10 protein-coding genes and 4 pseudogenes are annotated in these 18,680 nt (G+C 41.4%); 7 read left to right on the top strand and 7 right to left on the bottom strand.

Annotation, left to right across the window (positions count from 1 at the left end; translation table 11 throughout):
* The 3 genes from ACTU3N_RS01865 to ACTU3N_RS01855 form a co-directional block, all read left to right on the top strand.
* A partial coding sequence (locus tag ACTU3N_RS01865) for an IS3 family transposase (RefSeq protein WP_443084435.1) occupies nt 1-547 on the top strand: 547 nt, incomplete at its 5' end.
* Nucleotides 548-556: 9 nt separating this feature from the next.
* Nucleotides 557-958 (top strand): hypothetical protein, encoded by a 402-nt coding sequence (locus tag ACTU3N_RS01860; protein WP_443084434.1) that lies wholly within the window; start codon nt 557-559, stop codon nt 956-958.
* Nucleotides 959-1,298: 340 nt separating this feature from the next.
* On the top strand, nt 1,299-1,679 hold the full coding sequence (locus ACTU3N_RS01855; protein ID WP_443084433.1) for a hypothetical protein: 381 nt from the start codon (nt 1,299-1,301) through the stop codon (nt 1,677-1,679).
* Nucleotides 1,680-2,180: 501 nt separating this feature from the next.
* Here the strand turns inward: ACTU3N_RS01855 and ACTU3N_RS01850 are convergent.
* Nucleotides 2,181-2,785: pseudogene (locus ACTU3N_RS01850) on the bottom strand (transposase); the annotation flags it as partial.
* 864 nt (nt 2,786-3,649) lie between these two features.
* Between ACTU3N_RS01850 and ACTU3N_RS01845 the strand changes: the two are divergent.
* Nucleotides 3,650-4,525 (top strand): LysR family transcriptional regulator, encoded by an 876-nt coding sequence (locus ACTU3N_RS01845; protein ID WP_443084432.1) that lies wholly within the window; start codon nt 3,650-3,652, stop codon nt 4,523-4,525.
* 7 nt (nt 4,526-4,532) lie between these two features.
* Here ACTU3N_RS01845 and ACTU3N_RS01840 read toward each other — a convergent pair whose 3' ends face one another.
* The 4 genes and pseudogenes from ACTU3N_RS01840 to ACTU3N_RS01825 all read right to left on the bottom strand — a co-directional run.
* A complete protein-coding gene (locus ACTU3N_RS01840; RefSeq protein WP_443084431.1) occupies nt 4,533-5,513 on the bottom strand; it encodes a DMT family transporter in 981 nt (326 codons plus the stop codon).
* 44 nt (nt 5,514-5,557) lie between these two features.
* The gene (locus ACTU3N_RS01835; RefSeq protein WP_443084430.1) at nt 5,558-7,048 is read right to left on the bottom strand and encodes a class I adenylate-forming enzyme family protein; all 1,491 of its coding nucleotides are present in this window, start codon (nt 7,046-7,048) and stop codon (nt 5,558-5,560) included.
* Nucleotides 7,049-7,070: 22 nt separating this feature from the next.
* Nucleotides 7,071-8,447 (bottom strand): hypothetical protein, encoded by a 1,377-nt coding sequence (locus tag ACTU3N_RS01830; RefSeq protein ID WP_443084429.1) that lies wholly within the window; start codon nt 8,445-8,447, stop codon nt 7,071-7,073.
* Between the two features lie 467 nt (nt 8,448-8,914).
* A pseudogene (locus ACTU3N_RS01825) lies at nt 8,915-9,866 on the bottom strand (IS3 family transposase); the annotation flags it as partial.
* Between the two features lie 66 nt (nt 9,867-9,932).
* On the opposite strand from ACTU3N_RS01825, the gene ACTU3N_RS01820 reads away from it, so the two are divergent.
* Entirely contained in the window at nt 9,933-10,949 is a 1,017-nt protein-coding gene (locus ACTU3N_RS01820) for an IS110 family transposase (protein ID WP_443084436.1), read from the top strand.
* 224 nt (nt 10,950-11,173) lie between these two features.
* Here ACTU3N_RS01820 and ACTU3N_RS01815 read toward each other — a convergent pair.
* A pseudogene (locus tag ACTU3N_RS01815) lies at nt 11,174-11,290 on the bottom strand (transposase); the annotation flags it as partial.
* Between the two features lie 84 nt (nt 11,291-11,374).
* Here ACTU3N_RS01815 and ACTU3N_RS01810 point away from each other — a divergent pair.
* A pseudogene (locus ACTU3N_RS01810) lies at nt 11,375-11,629 on the top strand (IS3 family transposase); the annotation flags it as partial.
* A 205-nt stretch (nt 11,630-11,834) separates the two neighbouring features.
* Here ACTU3N_RS01810 and ACTU3N_RS01805 read toward each other — a convergent pair.
* Nucleotides 11,835-12,836, bottom strand: a complete 1,002-nt coding sequence (locus tag ACTU3N_RS01805) for a tyrosine-type recombinase/integrase (RefSeq protein ID WP_443084428.1) — start codon at nt 12,834-12,836, stop codon at nt 11,835-11,837.
* 2,415 nt (nt 12,837-15,251) lie between these two features.
* On the opposite strand from ACTU3N_RS01805, the gene ACTU3N_RS01800 reads away from it, so the two are divergent.
* A complete protein-coding gene (locus tag ACTU3N_RS01800; RefSeq protein ID WP_443084427.1) occupies nt 15,252-18,035 on the top strand; it encodes an autotransporter outer membrane beta-barrel domain-containing protein in 2,784 nt (927 codons plus the stop codon).
* Nucleotides 18,036-18,680 lie beyond the last annotated feature (645 nt).

The raw sequence follows: 18,680 nt of genomic DNA, 5'->3' as shown, positions 1-18,680 counted from the left end.
CAACCCGGATGCTCCGGATGAACGGTGGGTAACGGACATAACCTACATCAGGACTCACGAAGGCTGGCTGTATCTGGCCGTGGTTGTTGACCTGTTCTCACGCAAAATTATCGGCTGGTCAATGCAATCCCGGATGACAAAGGACATTATCCTGAACGGACTGCTGATGGCTGTATGGCGGCGTAATCCCCAAAAACAGGTGCTGGTTCACTCGGATCAGGGCAGTCAGTACACAAGCCATGAGTGGCAGTCGTTCCTGAAATCACACGGTCTGGAAGGCAGTATGAGCCGTCGCGGTAACTGTCACGACAACGCAGTTGCAGAAAGCTTTTTCCAGCTCCTGAAGCGCGAACGGATAAAGAAAAAGGTCTACGGAACGCGGGAAGAAGCCCGCAGCGATATTTTTGATTACATCGAAATGTTTTATAACAGTAAACGCCGGCATGGTTCTGGCGGTCAGATGTCACCGACAGAATATGAAAACCAGTATTATCAACGACTCGGAAGTGTCTGGATTACCTGTGGCGATTCACAGTTTCACAATTAAGGAATAACAATGAAAAAATTTTATTGGCTTATTAGCCTAACGCCTCCGGTACTGTCTCTTCTTATTATAAGAATATATCTTGGCTATTTTGATAATGGTTCTTTGTTTACAGAGAACCTGTCAGCAACGGGTATATTTAATTATGTCTTCATTTTTATGATACTGGTCACTACCGCGTTAGGGGTGATTTTTTTTCCTTCACTGATTTTTTGCCTTTCGATACCGAAAAATAAAAAAGAATTTCACAATTACCATGACATAAAAGCAAGGATTTCTTTGGCTGCCTTGCTTGCCATTCCTCCAGCTGTATTTACGTTTTTTTATGGGCTTTTCTTGCTGACAGATATCCAGATTATGAGTCTGTACTGGGCTGGTCACTTTTTCTGGCAGGGATCTTATCAGTCTTTCTGATTAATTATCTTTTGCTCAGAAAGGCAGCAAAAATGCTCAGGAATATCAGAGACCTGAAACCCAAAGGAAAACAGCTCGTTGGCTTTTTATTAGTAGTCCGCTTCTTATTTTAATTATTATTCTTTGTTTTTCGTTCTGCGTTGGCACTGTTATCAGATGGGTGGATACACAAGTGGCCGGAGACAGTTTTCTCACTCTACTGAAACTAGCCATCCTCATTTCGGGGTTAGGCATACTTTTACATTTACCCGGTGCTGTGTATGTGAATACCGATAACTCTGCGCGAAATGAGACATGGCACATAAGATTCACCCTTCTCACAGTGAGTCTCTGGCTCCTTATGACAAGTATGTATATATCATCTTTTTATCATGTTCTCATTGACAAAACGATGGCTTTAGCAGGAATTTCTGACTGGCAGCCCCGCCGTTATCAGATAGATGGAAATAAGTTTCCGGCGTCTCATTTCAGCAATCAGGAGTGGCGGATGGATGATCATATTCCGGGAGGAAACTTTACTGTGCAGGGTATTATGGTTTATTCATTTAATAACGTCAGACTGCTGTGTCCTGAATCTGTCAAAGAACAATACAGCAATATGCTTCACTTTGTTCCCTGGGATCGGGAATATGACAAAAAACGAGCTAACGAACTGAAGAATGCCTCTGCCCGGTGTCAGTCATTTGCTCAGGGTGGTATTACGCGGCTATCTGAAATATAACCCTTCGAGGAAGTCCGCCATTCGACCCACATAATGTTCATGGTTATTAACATCGCTATGAGCATGTTGTTATGGCAAATGACATTTTTTTGGTGCTTCGCATTCAGGTAATACAATGACCACGACGGCACATGGGTGGCTCAAATCCTCCATTTGTCATCCAGCCGATTAAATCAGTTCAGCTCCCTGATTCCGGATGTTTCCCGCTGCTGTCGGCTCCGCATGCCAGGTAAATTCGTCTGCCAGCACTACTGCACTGGCAGCGATTTCTTCAGCCATTTTTCCGCCGTGTCCTGGTGCAGCCATTCCCGTGCAGTATCCGAAGGAAGAACCAGTGGCTACCGATCATGAATATCAAGGAGTTCGTTGTCTGCTGATGCGGCGAGTATCAGAAATCCCTTAGCTTTGTCATTGCGCTCTAAAAGGATACTACCGATGGAGTCCATGAATACTGGTTGTCGGTGCCGGCGGTAAAAGAAATAGCGTTTTTAATTTCACCTTCTCGTTTTCACTCATACCAGCAATTGGCAAAGACGACTGCCCTGCCATTCTATATGAAGCAGTGGGGCAGCCGGCAAGCCAGCGCCCCATTCTGAAGCCTCTCATAGTTGCCATCGTGGCGATGCTCCTTGCCCCGGCAGAGCCATGGCTGATGTTATGCAGCTCCAGAACCTGGCTGCGTAATACAGCCCGCTTGCCGTCTGGCTTTTCAGGACGATTTTTCCAGTATTTGTAACTGCTGCGATGAACCCCGAACATGTGGCAGAGTGTAACCACAGGATACTGCGCTCTGAGTTTCCCGATTAACGAGAACTGTTCAGGGAGTCTGACATCAAGAGCGCGGTAGCCTTTTTTAATATTTCATTTTTCATTTCAATACGTTGTATCTTTTTCTTCAGCTCGCGTATTTCGAGCTGTTCCGGGGTTATGGGGGAGGCTTTTGGCATTTTGCCCTGACGCTCTTCGCGCAGTTGCTTGACCCATTTCGTCATCGTGGAAAGACCGACATCCATAGCTTTAGCAGAATCAGAGACGGTGTAGTTTTGATCGGCAACCAGCTGAGCGGGTTCTCGTTTGAATTCAGGACTGAAATTTCTTCTTTTCATTGGGACATCTGTATTGTTCTGAGGCGAGCATATCACCTCTGTTCAGGTGGCCAAATTCAGTGTGCCACTACATTATCTATCTAAATGGAAAGACCTTATACTGCCTTACGGTTGTATTAGTTACAACATTAAAAATAGGTATTAAAAAAAAACCGTGCAAGCCTCAAAACATAGTGCCCTTACCACCGCTAAAAGTAGTGTTTTGTGTGCTGATGATAATCGATACTACTGCGGTGATTTCGCAACATGGCCTGTTCAAAGCGTTTCAGTGCAGATTCCGGTTACTCACATCTTCAAAACCAGGGGTATATACAGTAACCAGAGCTGTTCCCGCTTCGCTCCATGTTGAGGACACCATCCAAATTCGCCGTAAAATCTGCAGTTGTCCTGAAGCCGATTATTTATGCTTATGGCTGAAGCATATCCGTGCGAAATGATAAGATGCAGATGTGTATGTGGATAAATTAATGATGAGCTATCAGCAAAAAGATTGAGATAATTTTGTTAAAATTCAATACGTTATTGCGTTACGGCATAATTCAGAGAATTTATAATTTTGTCTTTGGTAATATCTTCCCAAAGGGAATTAGGTAATTGATATTGAAATATTAAATCTGGAAAAATGAGAGCGGTCGCAGTAAATCCGTGGATTTCTTTTAGTACAATTGAATGATAAATCTTACTATTAGCGTAGCGCTAAGCTACTTGTTTTTATTTGCGGGTACGGCTTTACATGAAAGGGAGGTATTAAAAACACTTACACATCGGTAACAAAAAAATCAATGAATTAACATTCAAAAAGTTAACCATCTGTATTTTTGTTTAAAGATATATGAATTTTATTTATCGGATAGGGGGATTTTTATGGATCTTAATCAATTAAAGACATTTGTTACTGTAGCAGAAACATCAAGCATAACACGGGCAGCCAGCATTTTATTCCTGAGTCAACCAGCAATAAGTTTGCATATCAAATCGTTGGAATGTGAACTCAAGGTAAAATTATTTAATAGAACACCACGAGGGATGGAGTTAACATCGGCTGGTTTGGTCATGCGAGATGAGGCCAAAAGAGCATTAGAAGCGGCAAAAGAATTTTTGCAAAAAGCCAGATCTCTTAACAATGAAAATACCTGCGCATTAGGAACAATTTCAGTTCCAATGATTCTTAATCTTCCGACAGTGCTTTCACAGCTCCGTCTGCGCCATCAAGAGGTAAATCTTACTATAAGGCAAGATATTTCCGGGAATATTATTGATGGGATATTGAATGGAACCCTGGATGCAGGATTCGTTATAGGAGAGGTTAATTCTCCGAGACTGGGTGTAATAGAGGTATCCTCCATTTCACTTTGCATCGTTGGACCATGGAGCTGGAAAGAAAAGCTTGAAAGTGCTGATTGGAAGACAATACAAACGCTCCCATGGATAGCAACTCCTGAAAAATGTTCATTTACCTCAATTTCTAAAGCATTTTTTGACAGACACAATGCTATTATTAAGCCAGTAATAATAGCTGATCAAGAAAAAACATTAACAGAATTAGTTAGTCTTGAAATGGGGTTAACTTTAATGCGTGAGGATATTGCTTTATCTGCTCAAGACAATCACGAAATGTATATTTGGCCAGGAGAAAAAGCGGTGAGTAAACTTTGCTTCCTTTGGGATCGTAAAAAAGAGGCCTCCCCAATTGTTTCAGCATTAATTGCTACCGTAAAAGACCTCTGGGATATATCTTAAGTGGGATCTATTTAGGTGGTTCACTTTGATGAACCGTTGACAATTCTTTATTGGATATTTCCTTTATTAAATTTATTCTGCGCTGGTTTAAGCTATTTAAAACAAGCGCAGAAATAGTTAAAAACATCCCTAGAACCTGTATGTATGTGGGTGTAACACCATTTAACGTTGATACGATAAACGTCGTAATCGGAACAATATTCATAAATAAAGCTCCATTACTAGCCGTAACAATTTTGTTACCAGCATTCCAGCTTAGTACCGCAACAACGCCAGCCAGGAGAGACATATACAGCAAATGCGGGGAAATTGTATATAATAAAGTCCGCTGCGGTAACTTAATATAATCGATATGAAGTAAAACAGAATTGATTGTAGCAACACTTATCAAACCCAAAAGCAATGTAATAGTTGTATAACGGATTGGACTCCAGTCAGGAAAATAACTCCCACCCATAGTGTATAGCACCCAACAAAATGAACTCAATATCAATAATATATGTCCTTTAAAGTTTCCCATTGATTGAAATGCCACTATAACATTAGCATTTGTATTGACCAACAATACACCTACCAGAGATACAGTAAACAATCCTAACGTACTTAAGTTTGGACGTTTCCTCTTTAAAATCCACATCATTAATACAGTAAGCATTGGCATGATTGCCATAATGATGGATGCGTTTAATGCACCATTAAAACCGATTATCCGCTGCCCCTGAAATATCAAAAACCCATACCCCGCAAAACCTAATGTCCCAAATAACCAAGCTAACATCCAGCGTTCTTTTTTTAGATTAAATGAGCCGCAACCTTCACGTAAATATAGTAACAATGCTAGTGTACATCCAGCAATTGCATGACGCAAAGCTATAAAGTTGAATGGGTCAATATATTTAAGAGCATTAGTCATTATTGGGAACATACATCCCCAGGTAATTGTAGCAAGCATACAATAAGCCAGTCCTTTGATATATGTTTTATTCATAAATACTCCCATTAATAAAATCGCAAATAATTATTATTATAGAATTAGGCAGCAGCTAACATTTTAAAAACTGCATTAAATCTAACTTTCCCGCTAGGACTGTAAGGCACTTCATTAACCGCATGAACTTCAAAAATGCTATCACCAATTTCGCCAACAACCTTTTTTATTTTATCAACAAGAATATAAACGTCATGATCTTTTTTTGTGCTAAAAACGCATTTGATATGATGTCTTCCTTCTTTGAAGGAAGATACAACAGCAACATCTTTTATGCATGGTAATGCTCTAACCTTTTCTTCGATGGTGTATAAATTATACCTGTTATAGGTATCGCCATTTCTATTCAGAAGAAATAACCGCCCATCAAGATCCAGGTAACCAAAGTCAGCCATCAAAAAATAATCTTTACCACTAATCTGAACAAACGGGCGTGTACCATCCGAATACTCATCCATAAGCATATAGCTAGAAACAGCAATCCGACCACTTTCGCCATTTTTCACCGGGCAATTTCGATCATTGAGTATTATAATACTATTTCCTTCAAATGCTTTCCCAACGCTTTCTGGATATGCAAGCATATCCATAGGCTCAGATAATGCGTTTACCCCAGATTCAGTACAACCATAATATTCATAAAATATTTCACCAAATATCGATATGGCCGCGCGTTTTGTTATTACGGAAAAATAACTTCCTCCAACTAAGACCCAACGCAAAGAATGCTTAATTTTATTTCCCTGCGCTAGAACAACTAATCTTGATACTATATTCGGAGTCAGCACTGTTGTTTTGACTGAATGCTGGGAAATGGTATGAAGAAGCATTTGTTCGTTTTCTTGGTCAACCAAATATAAAGGTGCGCCAAGCAACATAAACATTTTAGCCCAACCATAACCAGCAGCGTGGTACAAAGGTAAAATCAGCATAAACCCATCACTTCTTGTAAACTTGTATCGATTAATAAACCAGTTGAATCGTTTACTTTCAAAAGATTTGTAGCGATAAACAATTTTAGGAATGGAGCTTGTTCCAGATGTTAGCGAAACCAGTCGTTCTGGTACTGATTTATGCCCATTTATTAGCTCTTTCAACTCATGGCTATGAAACTCACCTATACTTTGAATAATACGGTCTGAAGGAGAGTCAATTGCAAACATCGTTATATTATCAGTCATTAATGTATTAATTTCCTGACATGTATACATTTTGAAAGAAATAAGTAAAATACTAGGATTTATTCTCTTCAATAGCTTTACCAGTGTTTCTACAGGTAACGAGTAATCAAGACCATTTACCGGAATACCTAAAGTAGAAAAAACCGATAACCAGCAAATTAAATCAGCAGTGTTTTTTGAAATGTAACAAACAGACCGTAACTGTTTTTTATTATATGAACGGCAAAGAAAAACTATGCGCTCTTCAACTAATTTAATTACATTATTCCACGTGTAACTTTTATTCTTATCTAATATACATACTTCGTTACCATGAAGAATTGCTATCTCTTTTAATTTATTTAATGGTATCATATTCAATTACTCTGTTAAAAAGTTATGCCGCAATGATCATCAACCCCTTTTTCTTGCAAAGGGCTATTTTTTCCTTAGTTTCATTTGTTATTATTTCTCCTGGGAAAACTAACGGGACTCCAGGAGGGTAAGGTATAATAAATTTTTCAGAAACAGAAGGAATTGATGACATCTTTCTAACACTTATTTCAGTTAGTGCGGAAATAAGACTTTTTACTGCATTTTTGTTAATCCCTATATGAAAATTAAATAGTAAATTATCATTTATAGTTCGATTAACATAAATGCTTTTCTTGAAAAGCTGGTTTTTTATATCTTCTGCCTTGCCGAGACAAGATACATTCAGAAAAATTTTTGTTGGGTCACAATGAATATGCCAATGCTCGCTAAATACATTATCAGGAATATTACAACCACTTAATTCTGTTATATTAGATATTTCCTCTTTAAAGTAAGAGGCTAATTTTCTTGAATATGCGGCAAGCGCTGAACCATATATTGCCATCTGGGCCTGCGAATTATCAAGAGAAGCCAGAATAGGATAATTTGGAGAGGTTGTATGAATTCGATATTTGGCTGTCTCTATCCTTTCTGCCAGCCCATGGTTACCCCGACAATGAATCAAAGAAGCCTGACGTAAACAAAACATTGATTTATGAGCAGACTGAGTGCATATAACTTCCAGGTCCGGGTAATAATTTATGAGCTGCGCTATATTCATAGCTGTATAAGGTTTTGTATCTTCACTAAAATAATTTAGTCCTCCCCAAGCTTCATCTATAAAAAACTTTCTCGTTTTTACTCCCGCAGCGAGTAACTTAGTTAATATTCCCGGAACATCATAAATAAGGCCTTCATATGACTGAGCGGGAAAAACAACGAGATCATAAACTTCTCCTTTTCTTTGCAGATCAAGAATTTTATTCTCCAGCATATTATATGACCATGCTCGTATTTGCCCATTTTCGGCCTGAAGATCAGAGCAGAGGTAATCAACTTTTGCTCCTATTGATTGTAAATAAAAGTGCACAGACTGATGACAATTTTTATCAATCAGGATACGACTACCTTGCTTAAATAGAGCAGAGATTGCAATTTGATTGGCAACACAAGTTCCACCAGTAATATAAAATGTTGAATCCGAATTATAAAGCTTTGAGGTTAATAGCTGTGACTGGCGGATTACTTTCTTAGGGAAAAAGAAATTATCAAATTCATCGCCGGCAATAGAGAACTCATATTTGCCGTAGGATTCTGTATCTTGCTCAGTAATGATGTCACTTGAACCCTGACAAGATATCGGTAAAGCATGAAAGGAATAAATTTTTCTTCGTAACAGTTTTTTTAATTTGCTCACAACGGGTGTTGTGGCTTCAATGTTAACAACATTACTTCCCATTTGTCACTCCTTCAATTTTTTAAGTTGAAAGATAAACAAAAAAGAATCCAATGAATATTTTTATTTTTTAATAAAGATATCAACAAACTAAATATCAAATAATATAACCCCTCCATTACTGTGTGTTTTTCTGGATTATGCTGACACTATTGCTATCATGACCTATAATTAAGGTTTATTTTAAAAATTAAATGTGTGAATTCGAGACAAGAAAAAACTGACTTTTTTAAGAGTAGTTTCAATATATATATGGGGACGCGATTATGAAATTTTGCTACAGTATTGACGCTCCTATGTCAAGAGCGGGTGATTGGCATAGGCGAGAACCGATAAAATCAGTGGATAGAGTTCACGGATGATATAGAGTTCTAGACATCTCAGTGACCCTGACCCCGAATATGATCCCGTCGTAATCAGGAATAACCGGCTTCATGTTGACCCTGGCCCAAAATCAATGCAGTGCTAAATCAGAGATCTTCGTCTTTCCGGAGACTTCGGATAAACTCAGCCGGAGTCATGTCATTTAATGATGAATGCGTTCTCTCATGATTGTATTCCATGCGCCAGTTGTCGAGTTTGTCCTGCGCATCTTCCAGTGACAGGAACCAGTGAATGTTCAGGCATTCATCCCGCAGACTGCCGTTAAATGATTCAATAAACGGATTATCTGTCGGCTTTCCGGGGCGGGAGAAGTCTATTGTCACCCCGTTTTCATACGCCCATTTATCCAGACTCTTCGAGATAAACTCGCTGCCGTTATCTGTGTGAATACGCACCGCTGACGTTTACTCATTACCCGTAATCCTTCCATCACACCGACCACATCCTCGCCCTTCAGCGACTTTCCGGCGTGGATCGCCAGACACTCACGACTAAAATTATCCACTACAGTTAACGCCCGGAAACGCCGTCCGTTAAACAGATTATCCGACACGAAATCCATACTCCAGCACTGATCGACACCGCTCAGGATGGGACGCTGTTGACGATGTGCTGCACTGACATGCCTGCACGGACGCTTTCTGCGCAGATTCAGTCCTTCCAGACAATAAATCCGGTGGGTTTTCTTGTGGTTAACAGGCCAGCCTTCCCGGCGTAACTGGATATGAATACGCGGACAACCGTAGCGGATCCGGGTTTCCGCTATCTCCCTGATGCGCAGGGTTATCGCCCGATCGTCACGCCGGCTCTGCCAGTGGTAAACGGTTCTGCTCTGCATCAGCAGCCCGCAACCCCGCCGGACANCCGCCTGGCGCTTCTGAGCCGGCCTCAGAACTTTTGCTTCAGCACCTCCTGCAGCATCTCCTTGTCCAGACTCAGGTCAGCCACCAGTTTCTTCAGCCGCTGATTTTCATCCTCCAGCTGCCGCAGACGACGCAGTTCGGTCACCCCCAGACCGGCAAATTTTTTCTTCCAGTTAATGGGATGGACTACCTCCTCCCTCTGCGGTTAACTGTACAAAATTTACTCAGCAGGAGAATCACCATGAATATCGTATTTCTGGGTATTGATCTGGCTAAAAATGTCTTTCAGCTCTGCGGATTAAACCAGGCCGGTAAGCCGGTTTATTCAAAACGTACCGGCCGGAAAGAATTACTCCAGACGGTGGCGAATATTCCGGCCTGTCTGATCGGTATAGAAGCATCCACAGGCGCATTTTACTGGCAGCGTGAGTTTGAGAAACTGGGGCATAAAGTAAAGGTCATCAGTCCTCAGTATGTAAAACCCTTTGTCCGCGGGCAAAAAAATGACGGCAATGATGCACAGGCCATCGCCGTGGCTCTGATGCAACCGACAATGCAGTTCGTGCCGCCAAAAAGCCCGGAACAGCAAGATATCCAGGCTTTGCACCGGGCAAGACAGCGTATTGTTAATCACCGCACTGCGACAGTCTGCCAAATAAGAGGGCTGTTACTTGACCGGGGGATCCCCATTGGTAGCGCTGTCTCCAGGACTCGCAGAGCTATACCTCTTATCCTTGAAGATGCAGAAAACGGTCTGAGTCCCCGTATGCGCAGAACAATTGCGGAACTCTATGATCTCTTTAACGATCTCGGGCGTCGGATCCATTTTTTTGATAAGGAGATTGAAACGGTATTCAGGCAATCAGAAGACTGTCAGCGTATCGCCAAAGTGAAAGGCATTGGCCCTAAAACGGCCACGGCTGTTGTTGCTGCTATTGGCAAAGGAAATGAATTTAAGAATGGCCGCCACTTTGCTGCATGGCTGGGTCTGGTTCCACGCCAGCACTCGAGTGGGGACAGGCAGGTGCTGATGAATATGACGAAAAAAGGCGACAAGCATCTGCGTACTCTTTTTATTCATGGTGCCCGCGCTGTCGTCAGGGTTGCCACGAATAACAATGATGGTTATATGAATCAGTGGGTTAACCAGTTAAAGGAACGGCGCGGATTTAATAAAACGACTGTGGCGGTCGCTAACAAAAACGCGAGAATAATCTGGTCGATGCTGAGAAATGGGACCGAGTATCAGGTAGTGTGAAATTAATACCCTGCGAGAAAAGTTACAGCGTACTGAAAAATGGTGAGAGGTTGCACCTGCACAATCGGAACCTGATTTTTATACTGGCCTCAGAGGCCGTCCAGTTGTTGAGGCGATTGTGTGCGGATTACCCATTTGGGCACAGATTTTCCTGATGCCGGATAGATGTAAGCAACAACCCAAAACCAGAATCAGTGCTTGCAAAACGGAGGTAGTCCATAGATATAAAAAGTGGCTTCAGAAATGCCCATCTTTCTGCAGACTTCCCCGACGCGGGTGCCGGTTTCGGCCTGTTTCAGCGCAAACGCGATCTGTTCTTCGGTATAACGGGTCTTTTTCATGGCGGATATACCTCCCGGTAACGTGGAAAAAAGACCGGAGATTCCAGTTTAGCCTGGTACTGTTTTCAGGGAGGAGATCAATGCAAAAAAGCTTTAAAACCAGTGATAAAGCGTAAGCTGGTCAGCTATCTGACCGCGCAGTTTGCTATGAGCTTACGTCAGACATGCAGGACATTGTCGCTGAACAGGACGGTATTTTGTTATCAGCCGGATACGCGATGTGATGAACCGGTTATTATGGCACCGACCGTGGCGGCTGAACGCTATCCGTGATACGGATTTAAAAAGTTTTTTCAGGTACTTCGCAGGCAGGGCAATACATGGAACCATAAAAGTGTTGTTTACGTGGCTTTTTGCTGATTAATGCTGATTTTGTCATGAGTCACTTCTGGCTGAGAGTTTACTCACTTAGTCGTGTGCCCACTATTCGCGGGTAGGATTATATTAGCCTCAGAATTTCCAACCCAGACTGACTGCAACCGCAATGTGATGCGACCAGGTTCCACAAAACGTTCGTTTTATGGATGCTTTGCTAATTCTGTGATTAAGGTAAACCGTCCAGATCCAGTCTGTCTCTGGCCTGGCGTAATCGTTCCTCTCCTCGGCGATCGTATTTCTGCGTGGTGGTAACACTTGCATGGCCCATCGCGTCTTTCACGGTAATCAGGTCTTCGCCATTATCAAGCATAGCCGACGCAAAAGTGCGCCGAAGATCATGTGGAGCACATTTCTCAATCCCGGCCTGACACTGGCGTACTTGAAGGATATGGTAAACGGCCTGGTCTGTCAGACGGTCGTCCGTCAGGAAGTCATAGCGGCGTATACGCGTAAACAACGGACCGGGTTGCTCACCCCTGATCTGATCTGTCCACAGTTGCAAACGTTGCCAGGCACCAGCCGGTACGTAGGCCAGTCGTTCCTTGTTACCCTTGCCGAGCACCTTCACAGCCCGGTCGCTGGGTTGAATATCCTCGTAACTGAGAGACACAATCTCCGAGCGGCGCAGGCCGCAGCCAAGAAGAAGACCAATCATTGCCGCATCCCGTAGCCCTTTGTTGCTCCGGTCTGCCTCGCAGACGGCAAAAAGACCACGGATTTCTTCGTGCTGAAGAGCCCGTCCGCGTGGCAGTGAACTGCCACGGACCGAACGAACCGCACGGATATGCTGGTAATCTTCTACTTCCATTTGTCTCAGCATCCAGGCTTCAAGCGCAACACCCCTGAGTGCTGACAGGTAAGTATTTACCGTGGCTACAGCCAGTCCGGCATCCCGTAACATCTCAATTAGAGCCAGCACATGGTGGCGTCGCAGTGCTGCCCAGTGACAGTCATCCAGATCGCGGGAGCCAAGAATGCGTGCCACCGTATTAAGAAAAGAGGCCATCGTCTGGCGGCTGCGGAGGGAGTTCAGTGACAGTAGATAGGCCCGTGCAGGGCTGACCGGAGGTGCAGTATCTCCCGTGGACGCAGGTAAAAAAGCCGAGGAAATACCGCCGTCAGGCTGTGTAGTAAGAAGATGTGGTGGAGCACCGAATAACCTGTTCATGTATTTAGTTTGTTCAGGTTTTGGCCTACCGACAAAGCGTCCGGTAAGTCCACCTGTACTCTGTGAAATCTGTAACGGATTGGTAGCAGAAAAGCGTATCAGTTTAATTCTACTTTTTCAAAGGTACATTTTAATAAGTAGAATATTTTTGAGTGATATCGCAGGATTCTTCCCCATTTCTCCAATGTGCAAAGTTGCTAACGTTGTCTCTAACCCTGATTCACAGCCAAAAGATGCTTTATTCATGAAATTTTTTAACGATACATGCTATGTACATAATTTTTATTATATATAACGAATATTAACTATCGTGTTTTTTGCTGCATTATTTTTTATTATTTAATTGATGCCATCAGTAAGGCAAGATAATTAATTGTTAGCGCCTTTTCTTTATGGGGGTTCATGTGCGCATAGAAAGACATGATAAATATAATATATCTCATGCCGGGTATCTTTCAAGAAAGATATAGAAATATTTTTCATTATAGAATGTCAGTAGGATCTGAAAAACCGTAAAGCGCTTACCATCAAGTATATTTGGATAATAAAATATTTTTTGCAAAAAAAGCAGCTATAAAATCCACTTGAAATTATTTATTGGTCAATCTAAATATTCTTATTTTACAGCAACATTTTCAGGAATATAAATTATTGCGCCAGGAGATTTTTTAATTATTCTACAGGTTCGTAATAAATTGCCTCTGATTGACAATGAATGGCGCTTTGCTTGAGGGGGGATTATATTGTCTATAATAAGTATGATGTAACTAAAATTATAAGCAATTCTAGTCTGCAAAAGTATCCTGTGTCGGCAGTTGTTACAGTCCGGTGGTGACTGGCGCGAAGCGCGGCTATGCCCGTGAGATCCATGCCGTCTGGCAAATTTGCAACACAAACAGGAATAAACGATTTATAAGGTCTATCTCCTTTTTCAGTATCGGCAATAACGTTCCATAAGTACATAGTGTCCGGTCAATGCTGTCATTAAGAAATAAGTCAGTCCGAAATATGTCTTGTTATTGGTAAAAAAAGGCCACCCGGAATGGGTGGCTAAAAAGTCATACCACAACAGAACGTTTAACGCTTACATCGAGATGTGATAATGCGCTTCCGGGGATACCACAGGTTGATTTCATCACATCAGAATAAACCATCACCTCACGATATAAAAATGCCGCTGGCAATGCGCTTATTCTGATGCGATGTGCAAGCAACTTTGCTTTATCAAAAGCAAAAAAAAGACCCAAGTAGTTAATCAGCGATGACGAGTTTTTTATTCATGAATAAAATCTGTCATCTTGTCATTTCAAAATATCTACTTTGGCTGGAACAGTATTTGCTATGCTTTTATATGTTGCCCCCACTACATTCGAATGAACCATCCCCGAAAATGTGCCCCATTTCAATTATCCCATAATCGGGGATGATCCATTCGAATAATAAAGTTCATTGCAGTATATCCAGTAACAGGAATGATTTTGGGTATTACTCGGACATATTTGCCACCTTTGAAACCACACCGCAACAATACCCATACGGTATTATAACATCAAGATACAAGCAGGGTTTAATTGTAAAATTATTTTTCAAATAAGTTAAATAGAAACGATCTGTTTCATTTTGAGATTAATTCTTCACTAAAATTTCACAATCTGCATTTTCATCTCATTCAGTAAAGTGATTATATAATCATATAATTAATTGCAGGCAAAGTAATATTGTTGTCATATCAAGGATATAACATGACATGCATATAATAACACTAGCAACTAATCATGAGAACTAATAAGAAAAGAGGATACCAGTATTTTAAAGCCGGAAAATTAAAAGTATTGTTCAGGTAACAACCGCAGTAAGTAAACGTTCTTTATCTGATATTCTCTCTGTTATTAACATAAACCAGACCACATATATACTGAAATTTTAAGATCGTATGATGATGTATAGGAACATGTAATTAATACTATTAATTACAGACTTCGTTACAGGCTCACAAAAATATTCATCTGGATTACCATATTCCTCCCCGGTGGCATAGTCAGAATAAGATAACAACAGTTACGTTTTCTATAAGTGGGCTTTACATAAAGATTCCCTTAGCCACCTGAATAATATTCGGAGTTTATTTAAAAAACAAAAAAACATAATTTAAAATTCATTAAATAAAGGTAACATTTTATGTTCGTCAGATTGCTCATTTTCATTTATTGAAGGAGCATATCCCATTCATGTTTTTATAACTGCGCAAATACATAAAACCAGCACAGACACATCACGCAATCTATTGTCGTTGTCGAGGTTTTCTTTATTTGTCAGATATTGCAGCGCATTGTCCATTCAAGGAACCATTTTAAGCACTAAGTGGTGTAATAGCACTAAATAATACTGAGCTTTAATTCAATTTAGGTGAGCGTTATGGCCTGTTTACTGCGTAATAATATAATCCAATCCGCAAAAAAAAATAATATATCAGCAAAATATTCATTTGCAAAAATCAGTCTCCTCAGTCTGAATATCGCTATGTGCATGCATTCAGTTCAGGCTGCAATTATAAGTAGCCAAATAGATAATATCATGGTCAGCGATGGTGATAAAATCATCGCTGATAAAATGCATGCGGGTAGCTTATATGGAGTAATGAAGACCAATACCGGTACAGTCGATCTTGGAAATAATGTCAGTATTAGTGTAACTGCACCTTTCCCCTACTCCGCCGATGGAATATTTATTCTGGGAGACAATAGCAATTTAACTGCGAACAAATTATCTGTTGATGTTGCGGGTGATAGTGCTACTGGTCTCTATCTGTTTGGCAAAAATATAGAAGCCAATTTAGGTACTGGCAGCAGTATCAACGTTGAGGGTGGAAGCGCCGCATCACTGGGTGTCATTGTAAATGATGGGTCTTCGCTGAAAGCTGATAACTTATTCATACAAACAAAAGGAGACAGAGGCATCGGACTAAGGATAGACACAAACAGCAGTAGTGCTGATTTAGGCAGTAACAGTAAAATCATAACAAATGGTAATAGTAGCTATGGTGTGTTTATTTCTGCAAATACGAATAATGAACCTAATCCGATAGCCCATTTAAAAGCAACTGCTTTAAATATTGATACAACAGGTTTTGGTGCCTACGGTATAAATGCACAACCTAATACTGTTGTTGATTTGGGTACCGGAAGCCGGATAAAAACACATGGTCAATATGCTACCGGAATATGGATATTTGGCGATCTTCGGGCTGATGCGCTTGTCATTGATGCGCAGGGAGCCGATTCTAATGGTCTGGAAGCCAGAGGTGGGACAGTGAATATTGGTGCAGGCAGTCATATCACTTCATCCTCACGCGGAGCTTTGCTTGCTAATGAGAATACAACGGTAAATTATTTCGGTACAGCAGATAACCGTAATAGTTTGTCAGCAGGAAGCGGCTTTGGCGTTTCATCGCAACTTGCAGGTTCTACAATTAATCTGAAGAACACTGATATTGTTATCAACCAAAATGGTGAAAATTCTTACGGTATCTGGTCACTCCAGAGTGGGAAAATAAACGGTGAAAATATCACTATTACAGGTGTGGCCGGAACACAAGGTATTTATGCCATGAGAGATAGCCAGATAGACCTTACAGGAAATCTTGTTATTAACATGGCTACAGTTGACCAGGTTGCGATCAATACTGAACATGAAGATCATTTCGCTCCCAGCAGGATTAACGCAACAGGGAAAATGCTGATCAACGGTAGCATTAAATCAACAGGGGGTTTAGTTAATATTAGCATGCAGAACGGTTCTGTATGGTCAGGTAGTGCAGGTAGCGATAATGTTAACCAAGGCTATCTGAATATTAATATGAATAATAGTCGCTGGAATGTTGCAGGGAACTCTAACCTGGATAACCTTTTACTGGAAAACAGTACAGTAGATTTTTCAAAGTCATTAAATTCTGGCGATTACTCAACATTGAAAGTCACTAACTTACTGGGTGCTGGTAGCTTTATTTTACGTACTAATATCGCAGGAAATAGTCAGGGAGTTAAAAGCACAAATGATAAACTGATTGTGACTGGAACAAGTGCTGGTGATCATTCATTAACTATCATGAATCGTGGAAACCAGAAGACAACTGGTAAAGAAGTATTAACGGTTGTGGAAACGGCTGATGGCATAGCAAACTTTACTGCAACATCGTCTGTTGAGCTGGGAGGCTATTTGTATGACATTCGAAAAAATGGCAATAATTGGGAGCTTTATTCTTCTGCTAATCTTAATCCATCTTCAACATTGACCTCAACAGCAGATGCCAGCGCCAACTTACTGAATGTAAGTTATATACTGAACCACGCAGAGACTCAGACATTGATGCAGCGCTTGGGTGATCTACGGCAAAGTGGTCAACAAGGCAATGCATGGATACGGGAATCTGGCAGTAAAGTTGACGTGTTCAGAAATGGCAGCCTAAAGCCGTTCAATATGACCTTTAACTCGACGCAATTTGGTTTTGATAAACGGGTGTCACCAAAAACACCGCTGTATATCGGTACCTTTATGGGGCTGACACACGCTTCTCCACATTATGTTTTTGGTAATGGTGTGGTTCAATCCCATCACTGGGGGGTTTACAGCACTGTCATGGCTGACAATGGGTTCTATATTGATGGTAGTGCTAAACTTTCTCGCCTGAAAAACACCTTCAAAGTCACGGACAGTCAAAACAACAGCGTTGGGGGAAGCACTAACTCATCGGGGATGAGTGCATCAATCGAAGTCGGGAATAAGATAAACCTGAAGCTTGCCGGCACGAGTTTTTACATTGAACCACAGGGGCAATTTACCTATAGCCATCAAAATGCAGCCAAACTCCAGGCTACAAATGGCCTGACAAGCAAACTTGATAGTTATGACTCAACACTGGGCAGGATAAGTGCTCTGTTGGGGTATGAAAAAAATGATGACAACAATAAAGTAAACATTTACTTCAAATCTGGATTTATAAAAGAATTTGGGGGAAATACTGGCTATAAGCTTAACGATTCCTCAGAGAAACACAGATTTAAAGATCAGTGGTGGAATAATGGTATTGGCATTAGTGCCAACCTCAACCGCGCACATACAATTTACCTGGAGGCCGACAGCACAAAAGGCGGTAAATTCCATCAACGAAAAGTTAACGGAGGTTATCGCTTTACATTCTGATTGAAATATATCAGTACGGGGCAGGCCCGGCGCCATCGTTCATCCGACGTCTTCGTAGACATCATCCTTATTTTGATGGCTCCACCGTACTGTCCAGGATAAACGCGACAGCTTCTGGAAAAATAATGCCACTTATGCAACTAATGAGTGGTTCTCACGGGGCCAGGCCGGTATGTTACGAACAGGACGTCGCTTCGTCGACATATTACTGGTCGGCTCCATCCTGAAAAATTTGCCAACGGAAAAGCGTGTCGCTCACATCAGTCAGGAGATAAACCGCATTTACGCAGAAAACTACCGTGTCAGTGATACACAAAAAGTCTGGTGCCCGTTACTTTACAAGCGCTTCGGCGTAGTACGATATATTGTTGTGAGTCTGATGAAAACAACAAATCCACAAGGTTACGGTAAGTTCACCAGGAGCATGGGCAGTAATCTCTTCTGGAAAACTGGTGCGATTCAGTCGTACTCCGGGGCCACTACCGATGGCAGGAAAGCCGTGCAGATGAGACCGAGAATGAATCGCCACGGGTTTAACAGACACCTCAGAGTCATTTAAAATGGCTTAAAGAGAGGTGCCTATGAGCGGTAAGCGTTATACCGAAGAGTTTAAAATTGAAGCTGTCAAACAGGTTGTGGATCGTG

Source organism: Vagococcus sp. WN89Y, from assembly GCF_052220145.1.
GTDB lineage: Bacteria > Pseudomonadota > Gammaproteobacteria > Enterobacterales > Enterobacteriaceae > Kosakonia.
Note: the sequence above shows the minus strand (reverse complement) of the source record. Positions and strands in the feature narration are given on the sequence as shown.